A 17,177-nucleotide genomic window follows, 5' to 3' on the forward strand; every position below is an offset into this window, starting at 1 on the left:
GCAGAAGTGGAAGGCTGGTCCTCATGCGCATCACGGGTGCCGTCCTGGAGGAGATCGGGCGGCCGCGGCCGTTCGGCACGTCGCGGCCGCTGACCGTCGCAGAACTCGACCTCGACCCGCCGGGCGACACCGAGTTGCTGGTGCGCATCGAGGCCGCCGGCTTGTGCCACTCCGACCTATCCGTCGTCGACGGCAACCGCGTGCGGCCCGTCCCGATGCTGCTCGGCCACGAGGCCGCCGGGATCGTCGAGCAGGTGGGTGCGGCGGTGGACGATGTCGCCGCGGGGCAGCGCGTCGTGATGACCTTCCTGCCGCGCTGCGGGCAGTGTGCGGCGTGCCGGACCCACGGCATCACGCCGTGCGAACCCGGCAGCGCGGCGAACGGTGCAGGCACGCTGCTGTCCGGCGAGCGCCGGTTGCGGCGCGACGGCGCCCCGGTGCACCACCACCTCGGGGTGTCGGGGTTCGCGACGCACGCCGTCGTCGACCGCGCCTCCGTGGTGCCCGTCGACGCCGACGTGCCGCCGGTCGTCGCCGCGCTGCTGGGGTGCGCCGTGCTCACCGGCGGCGGAGCCGTGCTGAACGTCGGGCGGCCCGAACCCGGGCAGACGGTGGCCGTCGTGGGCATCGGCGGCGTGGGCATGGCGGCCATCCTCACCGCGCTCGCGCTCGACGAGGTGCGTGTCGTCGCGGTCGACACCGTTGCCGACAAACTCGCCAAGGCCACCGCGGTCGGCGCCCACGAGGCGATGACGCCGCAGCAGGCCACCGACGCCGGTCTCAAGGCGACGGTGGTGATCGAAGCGGCCGGCCACCCGGCGGCCCTCGAGGGCGCGGTGGGTCTCACGGCGCCCGGCGGTCGCACCGTCACCGTCGGACTCCCGCCGCCGAGCGCGCGGATCACGCTGTCGCCGCTGGGCTTCGTAGCCGAGGGCCGCTCGCTGATCGGCAGCTACCTGGGTTCGGCGGTGCCGTCGCGCGACATCCCCACCTTCGTCGACCTGTGGCGTGCCGGCCGCCTGCCCGTCGAGAACCTGGTCTCGTCGAGGATCTCGCTCGCCGACATCAACGACGGCATGGAGCAGCTGGCCGCCGGTCAGGCCGTCCGACAGGTCATCACCTTCGACGGCTGACCGTCACGCCGGCAGCTCGCTCGGCGGCGGGGGCAAGTCGACCGGCGGCGGGGGCAGCAGCTCGACCGGCGTCGGGGGCAACTCGGCCGCCGGCGGCGGCTCGAACGGCAGCGGGGGCGGCACGTCGCCGGCCGGCGGCAGCGGGGGTTCGGGCTCGGTTTCGACCGGCAGGTACATGTGCCGGGTGAACTGCGGCTGGTAGGCGCCGCCGCCGCCGATCTTGACGCCGCCGCCCTCGCCGCTGGAGACCGGGGTGCCGTCGGGCAGGGTCACCGCCGTGTGGCCGCCGTTCCAACCGATCACCACCGCATTCGGGGCGGTGCCCGGCCTGAAGCCGCGAGCCCGCAGCGCGGCTTCCTGGTTACCGGTGTTGAACCGGTCGCCGAACGCCGGCCGCCCGGACGCCACGTTGGCCACCCAGGACGCCAGACCGGAGCAGTCCGTGCCCTTGGGCGAGTCGCCGCCGGAGACGTACGGCGTACCCGAGACCTGCGTGACGAGAGCCATCAAAGTGCCTAGAACAACCACGTCGGCGGACGCTAACAACACCACCGACGCCGAACCAACATTTGTCGGTGGCATCACGTTCGGCCGACTCCGGTGACGGAGGCAACAACCGCTGTTCCTTACAGCAAACGTGGGACCGCGTACTTGCGCGCCTTACAGCGGTCCCAGCAAAGCTCGGGTGTCGACGTCAGCGCCGGTCCAGCACCGCGAAACTCAGCGTCGCCCGCGCCGCCTGCCGGTGGCGCGAGACATCCGTCACGTCGACGGCGACGACGATGCTCCGCCGGCCGGCCCGCACGATCGTCGCCTCGGCCCGAGCCGGCCCGGCGAGCACGGGCGCGAGGAAGTGGATGGTCATATCCGCCGTCGTCACGTCCTGGTGGTCGCCCACGTGGCGGTCGGCCAACCGGCCGCCGGCGATGTCGATCAGCGTCGCCAGCAGGCCGCCCTGCAACGCGCCGCGGCGATTGGCGAGGTCGGGTCGGTTCTCGATGTCGATGACGACGGCCTCGTCGGTGTCCTGCACGTCGCGGAAGTTCAGCCGGTCCAACAGGTGTTGACCGTCGCCGGGCGCCATGGCGGGCAACAGTACGCGCGCGAATCACCCCTATGCATTCACGGCCTCGGTTATGGTCGAGACCCTGTGCACGGCGGGCAGCCGGCCGCCGTCCCGGCGCACCGGAGGCTCAAGCGACTGTGATGGGGTTCCTCGACTTCGTCCGCGACCGCTGGTCGGTGCTGTCTTTCCTGTCCTATCAGCACCTGAGCCTCGTCGTGCAGACGCTGCTGCTGTCCACCGTGATCGCGCTGGCCGTCGGGATGCTGATCTACCGGTCGCGTTGGGGTACCGCGCTGGGCAATTCGGTCACCTCGGTCGGCCTCACGCTGCCGTCCTACGCCTTGCTCGGCGTGCTCGTCGGGGTCATCGGCCTCGGCGTATGGCCGTCGGTGGTGATGCTGGTGTTCTTCGGCTTCTTCCCGATCCTGCGCAACGTGCTCGTCGGGCTGGGCGGTGTCGATCAGACGCTGGTCGAGTCGGCGCGCGGCATGGGGATGAGCCGCGCCGCCACCTTGATGCGCCTCGAGCTGCCGCTGGCGTGGCCGGTGATCATGGCCGGGGTGCGGGTGTCGGCCCAGATGCTGATGGGTATCGCCGCGATCGCGGCGTTCGCGCTCGGGCCGGGGCTGGGCGGCTACATCTTCTCCGGCATCTCGCGGACCGGCGGCGCCAACGCGACGAACTCGATCGTCGCCGGCACCGTCGGCATCCTCATCCTGGCGGTACTGCTCGACACCGTGCTCAACGTCATCACCAAGATCACGACCCCGAAGGGAATCCGTGTCTGAGACCACCGCCCACACCGCCTCGTCGGCCGCGACCGAACGCAGCGGCGGCGCACGCATCCTGCTCGACGGGGTCACCAAGCGCTACGGGGCCAACAGCGCACCGGCCGTCGACAACGTCACGCTGGAGATCCCGGCAGGGGAGATCGTGATGCTCGTCGGGCCGTCGGGCTGCGGCAAGACCACCACGATGAAGATGATCAACCGGCTCATCGAACCGACCAGCGGGCGGATCTTCATCGGCGACGACGACGTCACCAAGCGCAACCCCGACGAGCTGCGGCGCCACATCGGCTACGTCATCCAGGGTGCCGGGCTGTTTCCGCACCTCACGGTCAGCGACAACATCGCGATCGTGCCGCGGCTGCTGAAGTGGGACAAGAAGCGGATCTCGACGCGCATCGACGAACTGCTCGACCTGGTCAGCCTCACTCCCGCGCAGTACCGCGACCGCTATCCCCGGGAGCTCTCCGGCGGCCAGCAGCAGCGGGTCGGGGTGGCGCGCGCGCTGGCGGCCGACCCGTCGGTGCTGCTGATGGACGAGCCGTTCGGCGCCGTCGATCCGATCACCCGGTCGCGGTTGCAGGACGAGTTGCTGCGGCTGCAGGACGAGCTGCGCAAGACCATCGTGTTCGTCACCCACGACTTCGACGAGGCGGTGAAGCTCGGAGACCGCATCGCGATCCTGGAGCAGGGCTCGCGGATCGTCCAGTACGACGCCCCCGAGGAGATCCTCGCCCACCCGGCCAACGACTTCGTGCGCGGCTTCGTCGGCGCCGGCGCGGCGCTCAAGCAGCTGACGCTCACCCGGGTCCGCGACGTCGAACTGCACGAGGCCGTGGTGGTGCACCGGGGCGACGACCCGGCCGAGGCGGTGCGTGCAGCACAGCGCGCCAACCGCGAGCACGTCATAGTCCTCGACGACCAGGACCGACCGCTGTGCTGGCTCTCCCTCGACGAGCTGGCGCAGCCCGATGCGCTGCGCAACGCCACCCGCGACGAGGACCTGGCGTGCGTCAGCCCGGCCTCGACGCTCAACGACGCGCTCGACGACATGCTGACGTCGTCGCACGGCGTCGTGGTGGTCACCGGGCGCCGCAATGCCTATCGCGGCGTCATCCGGGTCGAGACCATCATGGACGCCATGTCCGGCCTGCGGCGGCCCGCGTCGTGACGGCGCCGGCCGGTGTTGCCGCTGACGCCCCGACCGCGGCGATCGCGGCCGACCGCGGCCGCCCGGGCATCAGCCGGTGGATCCTGCAGCCGCTCGCCTGCCTGGCGGCGGTGTCGGCGGCCCTGCTGTACGTCCGCTTCGCCGACGTCTCGGTGTCGGAGCGGCGCTCGCTGAGCGTCGGCAACCTGCTGACCCTGCTCGGCCAACACCTGCAGATCAGCCTGGCCGCCACGCTGCTCACCTGCCTGGTGGCCGTGCCCGCGGGCATCGCGCTGACCCGCGGACCGCTGCGTCGCTACGCCAGCCCGATCATCACGGTGGCGGGGTTCGGCCAGGCGGCGCCCGCGATCGGGCTGATCGCGCTCGGGGCGGTGTTGTTCGGCATCGGCGCGACCGGTGCCATCGTCGCGCTCACGGTGTACGGCGCGCTGCCGATCGTCGCAAACACCGTCATCGGTCTCGACGGCGTGGACCCGCGGCTGGTGGAGGCCGCGCGGGGCATGGGCATGTCGGCGACGGCGACGCTGCGGCGGGTGGAGCTGCCGCTCGCGCTGCCCGTCATCATCGCCGGCGTGCGCACCGCACTGGTGCTGATCGTCGGCACCGCCGCACTCGCATCGTTCACCGGCGGCGGGGGACTGGGCCAGCTGATCACCACCGGGATCAAGCTGCAGCAGACGGTGACGCTGGTGGTGGGGGCGGTGCTGGTGGCCGCGCTGGCGTTGTTCATCGACTGGCTGGCCCGCGTCGTCGAGATCGTCGCGGCTCCGAAGGGCGTGTGACGCATGCGCTTCCGCTCCTGTGCCGCGTGGCTGTCGGTGGCCGTGGTCGCCGCCGGGCTCACCGGATGTGGCCTGCAGTCCGCCAGCGGCACCGTGTTGTCGGCCAAGCCGGGCCTGATCCAACACTACGACTCGCTCGAGGGCGTCGAGATCACGGTTGCCGGAAAGGATTTCACCGAGCAGCTGATCCTGGGCAACATGCTGTCGATCATCTTGAAGGTCGCCGGCGCGGACGTGACGAACCTGAGCAACATCCCCGGCAGCTTCGGGGTGCGCGAAGCCATGCTCTCCGGACGAGCCAATGTCTCACCGGAGTACACCGGCACCGGCTGGATCAACTACCTGGGCAACGAACAGCCCGTCAAGGGGGCAGCCGAGCAGTGGCGCGCCGTCGACGAGGCCGACCGGCCCAACGGGCTCACCTGGTTGCCCCCCGCTCCGATGAACAACACCTACTCGTTCGCGATCCGGGAGTCCGAGGGCGCGCGGCTGGGCGTCACCAAGCTCTCGGACCTGCAGCGGCTGAGCCGGCAGGACCGCACGTTCTGCATCGAGAGCGAGTTCGCGAACCGCAACGACGGGCTGATACCCATGCTCGCCACCTACGGGTTGCGCCGCGAAGACCTGGGCCGCGTCACCAACCTCGACACCGGCGTCATCTACACCGCGACCGCGAACGGCGACTGCAACTTCGGCGAGATCTTCACCACCGACGGGCGCATCCCGGCGCTGCATCTGCGCGTGCTCGACGACGACCGGTCCTTCTTCCCGCTGTACAACCTCACCGAGGTCGTCAACACGAAGCTGCTCGAGGCGCACCCCGAGCTCGCCGAGATCTTCGGTCAGCTCAACCCCCGGATCACCAACGAGGTGATGCTGGGCCTCAACGCCAAGGTCGACAACGACGGCGACGACCCGGCGCTGGTCGCCCGCGACTGGCTGCTGCGGGAGGGGTTCGTCACCTGATGCGCTGACTCCGGCACGCCGACACCACGGCAGCCGGGGAGTGGACATCGTCACACCACGTCGACAGCGGCTCCGCCGCGGGTTTAGGTTAGTTTCACTAACTTTGTTTCTCATTGCCCGTAAAGGACCGCCCATGACCGCTGCCCAGCCCGACGAAGAGCTCACGAACCGGATCGCCGAGCTGTCGGCCACCGACCCGCAATTCGCCGCCGCCCTGCCCGATCCGCAGGTGAGCGCCGCCGCGTCGCAGGACGGCCTCGGCCTGGCCGAGGTGGTCCGAACGGTGCTGGCGGGCTATCGCCACCGCCCGGCCCTCGGGCAGCGGGCGGTGAAGTACGTGACCGACACCGCCGGACGCACCACCACCGAATTCTTGCCCAGCTTCGACACCATTACCTACGGAGAACTGGCAGAGCTGATCGATGCGATCAGCCGCGGCTGGTACGGCGATCCCGTCGGTCATGGCGACCGGGTGGCCATCCTCGGCTTCCCGAGCATCGAATACACCGCCGTCGACACGGCGCTGACGCAGCTCGACGCGGTCAGCGTGCCGTTGCAGACCAGCGCCCCGGTGGCGCAGCTCGCGCCGATCGTCGCCGAAACCGAACCCGCGGTGCTCGCGACGAGCGTCGACCACCTCGCCGACGCCGTCGCGCTGACCCTGGACGCCCACGTGCCGCAGCGGTTGGTGGTGTTCGACGTCCGGCCCGAGGTCGACGACCACCGCGACGCACTGGCCCAGGCCACCGCCCGACTCGCCGCGGCCGGCGCCCCGACCGTCGTCGAGACACTGACCGACGTCATCGAGCGCGGCCGCACCCGCAGCGGCACCGTGCCGTCGGCCGCGCCCGATGCGCTGTCGCTGCTCATCTACACCTCCGGCAGCACCGGCGCGCCGAAGGGTGCCATCTATCCCGCACACAAGGTGGCAAGCATGTGGCGGGCGGCCGCCATGGCCCACTGGGACGCCAACCACGGCTCCATCCCGGCGATCGCGCTGAGCTTCCTGCCGATGAGCCACGTCATGGGGCGAGGCATTCTCTACGGCGCGCTCAGCGTCGGTGGCACCGTGTACTTCGCGGCCCGCAGCGACCTTTCCACGCTGCTGGAGGATCTGGCGCTGGTGCGGCCCACGCAGCTCAACTTCGTTCCGCGCATCTGGGACATGCTGCATCAGGAATTCGCCAGCGAAGTCGACCGCCGGCTCGCCGCCGGCGGTGACCGCGACGAGGTCGAAGCGGCGGTGATGGCCGAGCAGCGCCGCGACGTCCTCGGCGGCCGCTTCGTCACCGCGATCACCGGATCGGCGCCGATCTCGCCGGAGCTCAAGCAGTGGGTGGAGAAGCTGCTCGGCATGCACCTCATCGAGGGATACGGGTCGACCGAGGCCGGCGCGGTGTTCGTCGACGGTCAGGTGCAGCGGCCCCCGGTGATCGACTACAAGCTCGTCGACGTGCCCGAACTCGGCTACTTCACCAGCGACCGGCCGCATCCGCGCGGCGAACTGCTGGTGCTCTCGGAGCAGGTGTTCCCCGGGTACTACAAGCGCCCCGACATCACCGCCGAGATGTTCGACGAGAACGGCTACTACCGCACCGGTGACATCGTCGCCGAACTCGGGCCCGACCGGTTGGAGTACGTGGACCGCCGCAACAACGTCCTCAAGCTCGCCCAGGGCGAGTTCGTCACCGTGGCCAAGCTCGAGGCGGCGTTCACCGGCAGCCCGCTGGTGCGGCAGATCTACGTGTACGGCAACAGCGCCCGGCCGTACCTGCTGGCGGTCGTCGTCCCCACCGCCGAGGCGCTGGAGCAGCACGACCTCGCGTCGCTGAAGCCACTGATCGCCGACTCCCTGCAGCGCACCGCCCGCAGCGCCGGTCTGCAGTCCTACGAGATCCCGCGCGACTTCCTCATCGAGACAACGCCGTTCACCGTCGAGAACGGCCTGCTGACCGGTGTCCGGAAGCTGGCGTGGCCGAAGCTCAAGGAGCGCTACGGCGAGCAGCTGGAGCAGCTCTACCGCGAGCTGGCCGAGGGCCAGGCCGAGGAATTGCGGACGCTGCGCCGCGACGGCGCCCACCGGCCGGTGGTCGAGACCGTCACCCGCGCCGCGGTTGCGCTGCTCGGCTCCTCGGCCGGGGACGTGGCGCCCGACGCGCACTTCACCGACCTCGGTGGCGACTCGCTGTCGGCGCTCACCTTCGGCAACCTGCTGCACGAGATCTTCGGCGTCGAGGTGCCGGTCGGCGTGATCGTCAGCCCGGCCGGCGACTTGCAGTCGATCGCCGAATACGTGGAGGCGCAACGGTCCTCGGACGGCAAGCGGCCCACCTTCGCCGCGGTGCACGGCCGCGACGCGACGGTCGCGCATGCCGCGGACCTGACGCTGGACAAGTTCCTCGACGAGGACACGCTGGCCGCCGCCGTGCCCGGCCCGGCGCGCGAGGTGCGCACGGTGCTGCTGACCGGAGCCACCGGCTTCCTGGGCCGCTACCTCGCGCTGGAGTGGCTGCAGCGGATGTCGCTGGTCGGCGGCACCGTGATCTGCCTGGTGCGCGGCAAGTCCGACGAGGACGCCCGCCGCCGCCTTGACGCCGTGTTCGACAGCGGCGATCCCGACCTGCTGCGGCACTACCGCTCGCTGGCCGCCGACCACCTGCAGGTGCTCGCCGGCGACAAGGGAGAAGCCGATCTCGGGCTGTCGCAGCAGGATTGGCAGCGGCTGGCCGACACCGTGGACCTGATCGTCGACCCTGCCGCGCTGGTGAACCACGTGCTGCCCTACGACCAGCTGTTCGGTCCGAACACGCTGGGCACCGCGGAGCTCATCCGCATCGCGGTGACGGGCCGGCTCAAGCCCTACGTCTACGTGTCGACGATGGCGGTCTGCGCGGGAATCCGGCCCGAGGACAACACCGAGGACGCCGACGTGCGGGTCGTCAGCCCGTCGCGGCCCGTCGACGACAGCTACGCCAACGGGTACGCGAACAGCAAGTGGGCGGGCGAGGTGCTGCTGCGCGAGGCGCACGACACCTTCGGCCTGCCGGTGTCGGTGTTCCGCTGCGACATGATCCTCGCCGACACCAGCTACGCCGGCCAGCTCAACGTGCCGGACATGTTCACCCGACTGCTGCTCAGCGTGCTCGCGACTGGGATCGCGCCGGAGTCGTTCTACCGGTTGGACGCCGACGGGCGCCGCCAGCGGGCCCACTACGACGGGCTGCCGGTCGAGTTCATCGCCGACGCGATCTCGACGCTGGGCGTCGGAGTCACCGACGGGTTCGAGACCTACCACGTGATGAACCCGCACGACGACGGGATCGGGCTCGACGAGTTCGTCGACTGGCTGATCGACGCCGGCTACGACGTGCAGCGGATCCCGGATTACGCCGCCTGGCTGCAGCGGTTCGAGACCGCGCTGCGGGCGCTCCCGGAGCGGCAGCGCCAAGCGTCACTGCTGCCGTTGCTGCACAACTACGCCGAGCCGGAGCACCCGCTGCGAGGCTCGTTCGCGCCGACGGAGCGCTTCCGCACCGCGGTGCAGGACGCGAAGATCGGCCCGGACAAGGACATCCCGCACGTCACGCCCGCGGTGATCGTCAAGTACGCGACCGACCTCGAGCTGCTCGGCCTGCTCTGAGCACCGTCAATCGGCGGCGGCCAGCCGGTCAGCGGCCAGCCGCACCGCGTTGACGATGCCCTGGTAGCCGGTGCAACGACAGAAGTTGCCCGACAGTCCTTCGCGGATCTCGTCGTCGCTGGGACGGGGGTTGTCGCGCAGCAGCGCCGTGATGGAGGTGACGAAACCCGGTGTGCAGAAACCGCATTGGAGGCCGTGACACTCGCGCAGCGCGGCCTGGACGGGGGAGAGCTCGCCGTCCGGCGAGGCGATGCCCTCGACGGTCGTGACCTGCTGACCGTCGACCTGCACGGCGAACACCAGACACGCCCGCACCGCCTGGCCGTCGAGCAGGACGGTGCAGGCGCCGCACGCGCCGTGCTCGCAGCCCAGGTGGGTTCCGGTGAGCCCGCACTGCTCGCGCAGGAAGTCGGCGAGCGTGACCCGCGGTTCGACGCGGCCGCGGCGGGGGATGCCGTTGACGGTCAGCTCGACCGGCTGCTCATGCATGGCTCAGCACCTCCGTGCGGATGGTCCGTCGCGCCGCCGTCCATGCCCGCGACACCATCTCGGCGCCCACCCGCGCGCGGTAGCCGGGAGATCCTTGCAGGTCGGCGGGAATGTCGCACAGCGCGGCGACGGTCAGCCGGCCGAGTTCCTCGCCGGTGATCTCGTCGACCGGACGGCCGACGACGGCGTCTTCGCCGGCCGTGCCGCGCAGCGGGGTCGAGCCCAGCCCGAGCAGCCCGATGCCGCAGCGGACCACCCGATCGTCGTCGTCGAGTTGCAGGGCGATCGCAGCGCCGGCGATTGCGAAATCGCCGTGGCGGCGCGCGAACTCCTCAACGGCGAAGCCGCAGCGGCCGCGCCACACCGGGAACCGGACGGCGGTCAGGATCTCGTCGGAGGCCAGCGACGTCTCCCACAGCCCGGTGAAGAAATCGCCCGCCGCGATGCTGCGGCTGCCGCGGGCCGACACCGCCTCGATGCGGGCGTCGAGCGCCAGCGCGACGGCGGCGTACTCGGCGGCCGGATCGGCGTGCGCGATGGCACCGCCGAGGGTGCCGCGGGTGCGGATCTGGAAGTGCCCGATGTGCGGCGTCGCCATCGTCAGCAGCGGCACCGATTCGGCGACCTCGTCGTCCATGCCGACGAACGCGTGCGGGGTGGCCGCGCCGATCACGACCTCGTCGCCGACGAGCTCGATGTTGCGCAGTTCGTCGACGCGGGAGATGTCGACGAGGTGCGCGAAGTGCGTCAACCGCATGGCGAGCATCGGCACCAGGCTCTGGCCGCCGGCCAGCAGCTTGCCGTCGTCGCCGAACTCGGCCAAGAGCGCGACCGCGTCGCCGACGGTGGCGGCCCGGTGGTAGGCGAACGGCGCGGCCTTCACGGCCGGAACCGATCGGCCGACGTCAACGCCCGGATCAGGGCGGACTGCAGGTCGTCGGCGAGTTCGGCGGCCGGATGCGCCCGGCGCCGGCGGCCCACCACGAAGCCGGCCGCCGCGCCCGCGGCGACCGCGGCGATCACCGGCGCGAACCGCTTGGCCATCGGTACCGCGACGACCTTGAGGAGGTCGACGGAATCGGCGCCGCTCGGTGCGGCAGCCGCCACCGCCGCTTCGGCGGTCGGCGCTTGCGTCACGCCAGGGGCGTCCCCGGCCCGCAGCTGCGCCTCCAAGGTGCGCGCGAACTGGCCGATGAGGTTGGTCGCGACATCGGCGAGCACGCCGCGACCGAACTGCGCGGCCTTGCCGGAGATGGTGAGGTCGGTGGTGATCACGACGCTCGTCGCGTCGCCCTCGTCCTTGAGCTGGGCGGTGACCACCGCGGCGGCGTTGCCGTTACCGCGGGTCTCTTTGCCGTTGGCGCGCAACACCATTCGCTGCGCGCCGGCGTCCTTTTCCTGGAACGCCGCTTCGCCCTGGTAGGACACCGTGATGGGCCCGACCTTCACCTTGACCGCGCCGGTGAACCGGTCACCGTCCACCGACAGCAGCGTCGCGCCCGGCAGGCACGGTGCCACCTTCTCGACGTCGGTGAGGAACTCCCACGTCTTGGCCGCGGGAACCGCGACCCGGAATTCGTTGTTGAGCTCCACGTCAGGAGTCCTTTCGTGCGTTCTCGATCAGTTCGACGATGGTGGCAGGGGAGGCGGGCAGCTGGGTGACGGTGACGCCGAGCGGCGCGAGCGCGTCGTTGATCGCGTTGATCACCGCTGGGGTGGAACCGATGGCGCCGCCTTCGCCCACGCCCTTGTAGCCGCCGATTCCGGGCCCGGGGATCTCGACGTGGCCGTATTCGATGACCGGCACCTCCGTGGCGGTCGGCAGCAGATAGTCGACGAACGTGGAGGACAGCGGGTTGCCGTCGTCGTCGTAGGCCAGCGTCTCCAGCAGCGCGCCGCCGATGCCCTGCACCGTGCCGCCGGCGATCTGCCCCTCGACGACGTTCGGGTTGATCATCGCGCCGACGTCCTCGCTGACGATGTAGCGGGTGAGCGTCACCTGCCCGGTGACCGGGTCCACCTCGCAGGTGCAGGCGTGCGTGGCGTTGGCCCAGTGGATCATCGCCTGCGAGGTGAAGCGGGTGGTGGCTTCCAGGCTCGCCGACATGCCCGGCGGCAGTTGCTGCGGCTCGTAGTAGGCGCGGTAGGCCAGCTCGGCGAACGTCACGGCCTTGTCCGGATCGTCGCGCACGCTCGCGCGCGACCCGCCGAGCTCGATCTCGCCCGGTTCGACCCCGAGCTGGTGCGCGGCCATCGCGACGATCCGCTCGCGCAGCATGGTGCCCGCCTCGTTGACGGCGCCGGCGGTCATGGGTCCGCTGCGGCTGCCCTGGGTGCCGGCGCCGTACGGCGTCACCGCGGTGTCGCCCTGGATGGTGGCGACGTCGGCGATGTCGGCGCCGAGCGCGTCGGCGGTGAGCTGGACGACCGTGGTCTCCAGGCTGTTGCCGGTGGAGCCGCCGTTGACGTAGACGTTGATCTTGCCGGTCGACTCCATCCGGATGGTGCAGCCCTCGGTGGCGAGGTGGCCGGTGGCCGCGGCGGTGGGCTCGATGTAGGCGGAGAATCCGAGGCCGAGGTATCGACCCTGCGCAAGCGCCTCGGCCTGCTCCTTGCGGAAGCCTTCGTGGTCGAGGATCTTGACGGCCTGCTCGAAGGTGTCCGCCGGGGCGACGTGGTCGTACGGCATGCCGTTGGGGTTGAAGTACGGCATCTCGTCGCCGCGCAGGATGTTGCGGCGCCGCAGTTCAACGGGGTCCATGTCCATGGTGCGGGCGGCGACGTCGAGCAGGATCTCGCGTGCCAGCGTCTCGTACTGCCACGGCCCGCGGTAGGCGTGCAGTCCGCTGGTGTTGGAGAACACCGTCTTGTAGTTGAAGCTGGCCTTCGGCACGCGGTACGGGCCGGGGAAGAACATGCCGATCGCCGCCGTGGTGAGCACCGGATACGGCGTGGGGTAGGAGCCGACGTCCTGCGCGAAGTCGATGTCGACCGCCAGCAGTTTCCCGTCGGCGTCGAACGCCATCCGGCCCCGGCCGTCGACGTGGCGAGCCTGACCCGCCGCCATGAGGTTCTCCCGGCGGTCCTCGATCCACTTCAGCGCGCCGGCCGTCTTCCGGGCGGCGAGCAGGATGCACATGTCCTCGCGCATCGGCACCACCTTCTGGCCGAACCCGCCGCCGGTGTCGCGCATGATGACGCGGACGTGCTGGGCCGGGATGCCGAGCAGGCGGGCGGCGAAGGCGCGCAGCTCGTGCGGGGTCTGGGTCGACGCCCAGACCGTCAGTTCGCCGGTGGTGGGCGACCACTCGGCGACCATCCCCCGGGTCTCGATCGGCACGGGGGCGTAGATCTGCTGGTAGATGCGTTCGTCGATCACGTAGGCGGCGGTGGCGAACAGCTCCTCGTCCGGCGGCGCACCGGCCATGCCGCCCGCGACGTTGTCGGGATAGGCCTCGTGCACCACGGGCACACCGGCCTCGGCGCCGCCCACCGCCTTGCGGAAGTCGGCGATCGCCGGCAATGGCTCGTAGTCCACGTCGACCAGGTCGACGGCGTCCTCGGCGATGTATCGGCTCTCCGCGATCACCAGCGCCACCGGGTCGCCCACGAACTTCGCCTCGCCCTCGGCGAGCGGCGGGCGCGGGGTGTCCGGGACGTCCTTGCCCGCCACGGCGTGCCAGGCCTCGCGGACCTCCGGGTTGAGGTCGGCGGCGGTGTAGACCGCGCGGACGCCGGGGAGCGCCAGCGCCGCCGACGCGTCGATGCGGGTGATGGTGGCCCGCGCGAACGGGCTGCGGACGAAGCAGGCGTGCAGCATTCCCGGCCGGCTCACATCGTCGACGAAGGTGCCCCGGCCGGTGAGCAACCGGGTGTCCTCCACCCGCGGCACCCGCGCTCCCGCGTACCTGGTGGCGACGGTGTCCTGCGGTGGTGCGGCCACGTCGATCACTCCCTTTCGGCCGACGGCACTGATGCGCGTAAGCGGTCGGCGCCGCGGCGCGGCATGCAACGGATAGAGCGTCGTTATCCTACGCGGTAATCGCTGTGCTCCACGGCGAGAGTGCCGTTTCCGGCGGGTTTGGCTGGTCAGCCGTCGTGGTGGATGCGGCCGTCGGTCTCGGTGAGCGGGCGGCCGCCCCCGCCCCAGCGGTGCGCGATGATCTCGGCGGCGATCGACACCGCCGTCTCCTCCGGTGTCCGGGCACCCAGGTCGAGGCCGATCGGGCTGCACAACCGCGTGAGCTCGGCGTCGGTCACCCCCGCCGCGCGCAGCCGCGCCAGCCGCTCGTCGTGCGTGCGCCGCGACCCCATGGCACCGACGTAGCCGACCGCCGGCAGGCGCAGCGCCACTTCGAGCAGCGGCACGTCGAACTTCGGGTCGTGGGTCAGCACACAGACCACGGTGCGACCGTCGATCGCCTGGCTCCCGGCCTGTTCCGCGAGGTACTCGTGCGGCCACCGCACCACCACCTCGTCGGCGCCGGGGAATCGCGCGGCGGTGGCGAACACCGGCCGGGCGTCGCAGACCGTCACGCGGTAGCCGAGGAAGGCCCCCTGCCGTGCCAGTGCTGCGGCGAAGTCGATCGCCCCGAAGACCAGCATGCGAGCGGGGGGCGCGTAGGAGGCGACGAACACCTCCATGCCGTGGCCCTGACGTTCGCCGTCGGGGCCGTAGGTGAGCACGCCCGTGCGACCGGCCACCAGCAGCCCGCGGGCGTCGTCGGTGACGGCGGCGTCGGCGCGCTCGCTGCCCAGCGAGCCGTCGGCGGCTGCCGGCGTGACGACCAGCCGGCGGCCGATCCGGGCCGCGTCGGGATGGCCGATGACGGTGGCGACGGCGACCGGGCGGTGCGCGGCGACCTCCTCGGCGACCCGGGCGAGCTGCGGGAACGACCGCCGCGACACCGGCTCGGCGAACACGTCCAGGACGCCGCCGCAGGTCAGTCCGACCGCGAAGGCGTCGTCATCGGAGTAGCCGAAGCGCTGCAGCGCCGGCCGGCCCGCCGCCACGACCTCGGACGCCAGCTCGTAGACGGCGCCCTCGACGCAGCCGCCCGACACCGAGCCGGTCACGGCGCCATCGGGATGCACGACCATCGCGGCGCCGGGCGGGCGGGGCGCCGACCCGCTGATACGCACCACGGTGGCGACGCCGGCCGTGCCGCCGGCGCGCCAGGTGGCTGTCAGCTCCGCCAGAACCTCCCGCATCGATGCGAGTCTAGGCAGTCGCTCAGCATCGACCGGGGCGGACGGATTATTGTTCCCTCGACCGCGGCGCCGCCGCGGACCACATCGACCCGTGGCGCCGCCGCGGGCGCCGGCAGCACAGGAGCGACATGCCCAAGGGATACGTCATCTTGACCGAGGCCATCAAAGATCCGGAGGGCATGCGGGCCTACGCCCAGGCCGCCGGGAAGGCGATGGCAGGGGCGACGGTGCTGGTGTACGACCAGCAGGCGCAGGTGCTCGAGGGCGAGTGGCACGGCGACCAGACGGTGGTGCTGGAGTTCGAATCCGTTGCGGCGGCGCGTGACTGGTACGAATCGGACGCCTACCAGGAGGCTGCGAAGCTGCGGCAGGCGGCCGCCGACTGCAACGCGGTGATCGTCTCCGGTCTCTGACCGGCCGGCCCGGGGCGGGTCAGGGACGGTCGAGTGGCTTCGCCTGCCGGGCGCCGTCCGGTGACCTGCCCATCGGGCCCTCGATGACGTGCTCGTGCATCCACTCGACGTCGCGCTCGAACCACTTGCCGGTGGTGGCGCGTCTCCACACCGCCGGGGTGCCCGCGTACAGGCCGGGCTTGAGTTCGTTCCCCTTGGGCGGAAGCATCGTCGAGCCGGCCGCAAGGAGCGACGTCTCGGGCAGGTGCGCGCCCTTGATCATCATCGCGTTGCTGGCCACCTGTGAGTGATGCCCGACGGTGATACGTCCCACCGTCTGGCGACTGTTCACGAAATCGGGCTGATGGGTCTGCAGCAAACAGCGGACCCCGCCGATGTGGGAAAACGGCCCGACGTCGATGGTGCCGGAACAGTCGAGGTAGTTGCGGCTGCCGATCTTCGACCACGTGCGCATCACCAGGGTGCCGGCCTGCGGGTCCAGGGTCTGGTACACCGGGTGCGCGGACGTCCAGTTCCAGGAACCGGCCGCGGCGCCGTGTTCGAAGACGACCAGGCTGAGCCCGCGGAAGACGTTCAACAGCCCGATGTGCACCTCGTCGGCGATCTCGAAGCGGCCGACTTTCCACACCACGGTGGGGAAGATGACCGCCGACGGCGCCACCTGGTGGCCGAACAACCGCAGCAGCCGGTTCTTCGCTCCGGACGGCGGCAGCAACCAGCAAACCGCCTGAAACAATGCGGACAGAGTCATCGCGGCGCATCCACCCCCTCCAGCAGCGGTGGCGACGACCCCTTCGCCACCGACAGCGAGGCTACCCGAGCCGTTTGCCGCGCACCCCGGCGACGGCAGCTCGATCGGGCCGCGCGGCAGCCGCCCGAACCGCTAGCCGGCTTTGAGGCCGACGGCGTGGCGCAACTGGGCGAGGAACTGATCGTCGTCGTCGCTGCGAACGACGTAGTGCGACACCGCCACCCGGATCGCGGTCGCCGCCTTGAGCGCCGCGTTGGGCCCGGTCAGCAGCCGCTGCAGCCGGGCTCGCATCGCCGGGAGCACCTGGGCGAGTTGCGCGACGGTGACCTCCGGCTCGATGTCGACGATGCGCACCCCGGAGTACGACTGCTGGTACTCGACGATGAATCGCAATGCGGCATCCAGCTTTTCGGTGCCACGCAGGCCGGCGGTCGCCTTACCGATGCCATCGTCGAACGCCCGGCGTTCGTACTCGCCGAACGCCTCGAGCAGCTGCTCCTTGGAGGCGAACCACCGGTAGAGCGTCGGGCGTGACACCCCGGCCTGCAGCGCCACCTCCGAGAGGCTGAGCTTGGTCAGCCCGCTGCGGCCGAGCACTTCGGCCGTCGCGACGAGGATCCGGTGGCGGGTCGACGAGTCGTCGGTCGCCGCCGCCGACGATGGTCCAGTCACCCGACCAGCCTTACAGATCGCCGACGCAGTGTCATCAGCGCGGTCGCCGGTGCTTCGCGTTGCCTGGCTAACGGGATGTCGAACAACGCGCGAGG

16 protein-coding genes are annotated in these 17,177 nt (G+C 71.0%); 7 read left to right on the top strand and 9 right to left on the bottom strand.

All coding sequences use genetic code 11. The features are described from left to right. Positions 1-23: 23 nt before the first annotated feature. Positions 24-1,133, top strand: coding sequence for an alcohol dehydrogenase catalytic domain-containing protein (locus LV457_RS12680; RefSeq protein WP_232171538.1), 1,110 nt, complete (start codon positions 24-26; stop codon positions 1,131-1,133). Positions 1,134-1,136: 3 nt separating this feature from the next. Here the strand turns inward: LV457_RS12680 and LV457_RS12685 are convergent, their stop codons facing one another. Both LV457_RS12685 and LV457_RS12690 read right to left on the bottom strand, forming a co-directional pair. Then, positions 1,137-1,640 (bottom strand): C40 family peptidase, encoded by a 504-nt coding sequence (locus LV457_RS12685; protein WP_232171539.1) that lies wholly within the window; start codon positions 1,638-1,640, stop codon positions 1,137-1,139. Between the two features lie 187 nt (positions 1,641-1,827). Then, entirely contained in the window at positions 1,828-2,217 is a 390-nt protein-coding gene (locus tag LV457_RS12690; protein WP_232171540.1) for a PaaI family thioesterase, read from the bottom strand. A gap of 122 nt (positions 2,218-2,339) precedes the next feature. Here LV457_RS12690 and LV457_RS12695 point away from each other — a divergent pair, with 122 nt between their 5' ends. The 5 genes from LV457_RS12695 (at position 2,340) to car (ending at position 9,546) form a co-directional block, all read left to right on the top strand. Next, positions 2,340-2,987 (top strand): ABC transporter permease, encoded by a 648-nt coding sequence (locus LV457_RS12695; RefSeq protein WP_232171541.1) that lies wholly within the window; start codon positions 2,340-2,342, stop codon positions 2,985-2,987. Further along, entirely contained in the window at positions 2,980-4,158 is a 1,179-nt protein-coding gene (locus LV457_RS12700; protein WP_308192195.1) for a betaine/proline/choline family ABC transporter ATP-binding protein, read from the top strand. The genes LV457_RS12695 and LV457_RS12700 overlap by 8 nt, the downstream gene beginning before the upstream one ends. Next, positions 4,155-4,940: an ABC transporter permease gene (locus LV457_RS12705; protein WP_374198835.1), complete on the top strand. Its 786-nt coding sequence runs from the start codon at positions 4,155-4,157 to the stop codon at positions 4,938-4,940. The genes LV457_RS12700 and LV457_RS12705 overlap by 4 nt, the downstream gene beginning before the upstream one ends. A gap of 3 nt (positions 4,941-4,943) precedes the next feature. After that, positions 4,944-5,906, top strand: a complete 963-nt coding sequence (locus tag LV457_RS12710; RefSeq protein WP_374198836.1) for a glycine betaine ABC transporter substrate-binding protein — start codon at positions 4,944-4,946, stop codon at positions 5,904-5,906. Between the two features lie 133 nt (positions 5,907-6,039). Continuing rightward, positions 6,040-9,546 (top strand): carboxylic acid reductase, encoded by a 3,507-nt coding sequence (car, locus tag LV457_RS12715; protein WP_232171542.1) that lies wholly within the window; start codon positions 6,040-6,042, stop codon positions 9,544-9,546. Between the two features lie 6 nt (positions 9,547-9,552). On the opposite strand, the gene LV457_RS12720 is transcribed toward car, so the two are convergent. The 5 genes from LV457_RS12720 to LV457_RS12740 form a co-directional block, all read right to left on the bottom strand. Continuing rightward, positions 9,553-10,035 (bottom strand): (2Fe-2S)-binding protein, encoded by a 483-nt coding sequence (locus tag LV457_RS12720; protein WP_232171543.1) that lies wholly within the window; start codon positions 10,033-10,035, stop codon positions 9,553-9,555. After that, the gene (locus LV457_RS12725; protein ID WP_232171544.1) at positions 10,028-10,918 is read right to left on the bottom strand and encodes a xanthine dehydrogenase family protein subunit M; all 891 of its coding nucleotides are present in this window, start codon (positions 10,916-10,918) and stop codon (positions 10,028-10,030) included. The genes LV457_RS12720 and LV457_RS12725 overlap by 8 nt, the downstream gene beginning before the upstream one ends. Further along, positions 10,915-11,628, bottom strand: coding sequence for an SRPBCC family protein (locus LV457_RS12730; protein ID WP_232171545.1), 714 nt, complete (start codon positions 11,626-11,628; stop codon positions 10,915-10,917). Before LV457_RS12730 ends, LV457_RS12725 begins: the two co-directional genes overlap by 4 nt. Position 11,629: 1 nt before the next feature. Continuing rightward, positions 11,630-13,978 carry a xanthine dehydrogenase family protein molybdopterin-binding subunit gene (locus LV457_RS12735; RefSeq protein ID WP_374198837.1) on the bottom strand — a complete coding sequence of 783 codons (2,349 nt, stop codon included), beginning with the start codon at positions 13,976-13,978 and terminating at the stop codon, positions 11,630-11,632. A 146-nt stretch (positions 13,979-14,124) separates the two neighbouring features. Continuing rightward, the gene (locus tag LV457_RS12740; protein WP_232171546.1) at positions 14,125-15,246 is read right to left on the bottom strand and encodes an XdhC/CoxI family protein; all 1,122 of its coding nucleotides are present in this window, start codon (positions 15,244-15,246) and stop codon (positions 14,125-14,127) included. Positions 15,247-15,374: 128 nt separating this feature from the next. Between LV457_RS12740 and LV457_RS12745 the strand changes: the two genes are divergently transcribed. Beyond that, on the top strand, positions 15,375-15,659 hold the full coding sequence (locus LV457_RS12745; RefSeq protein ID WP_232171547.1) for a DUF1330 domain-containing protein: 285 nt from the start codon (positions 15,375-15,377) through the stop codon (positions 15,657-15,659). Positions 15,660-15,678: 19 nt separating this feature from the next. Here LV457_RS12745 and LV457_RS12750 read toward each other — a convergent pair whose 3' ends face one another. Then, positions 15,679-16,410 (bottom strand): hypothetical protein, encoded by a 732-nt coding sequence (locus tag LV457_RS12750; RefSeq protein ID WP_232171548.1) that lies wholly within the window; start codon positions 16,408-16,410, stop codon positions 15,679-15,681. Positions 16,411-16,542: 132 nt separating this feature from the next. Further along, positions 16,543-17,082 carry a TetR/AcrR family transcriptional regulator gene (locus tag LV457_RS12755; RefSeq protein ID WP_232171549.1) on the bottom strand — a complete coding sequence of 180 codons (540 nt, stop codon included), beginning with the start codon at positions 17,080-17,082 and terminating at the stop codon, positions 16,543-16,545. Between the last annotated feature and the right edge of the window lie 95 nt (positions 17,083-17,177).

The sequence above is a fragment of the Mycobacterium sp. MYCO198283 genome (assembly GCF_021213805.1).
Lineage (GTDB): Bacteria > Actinomycetota > Actinomycetes > Mycobacteriales > Mycobacteriaceae > Mycobacterium.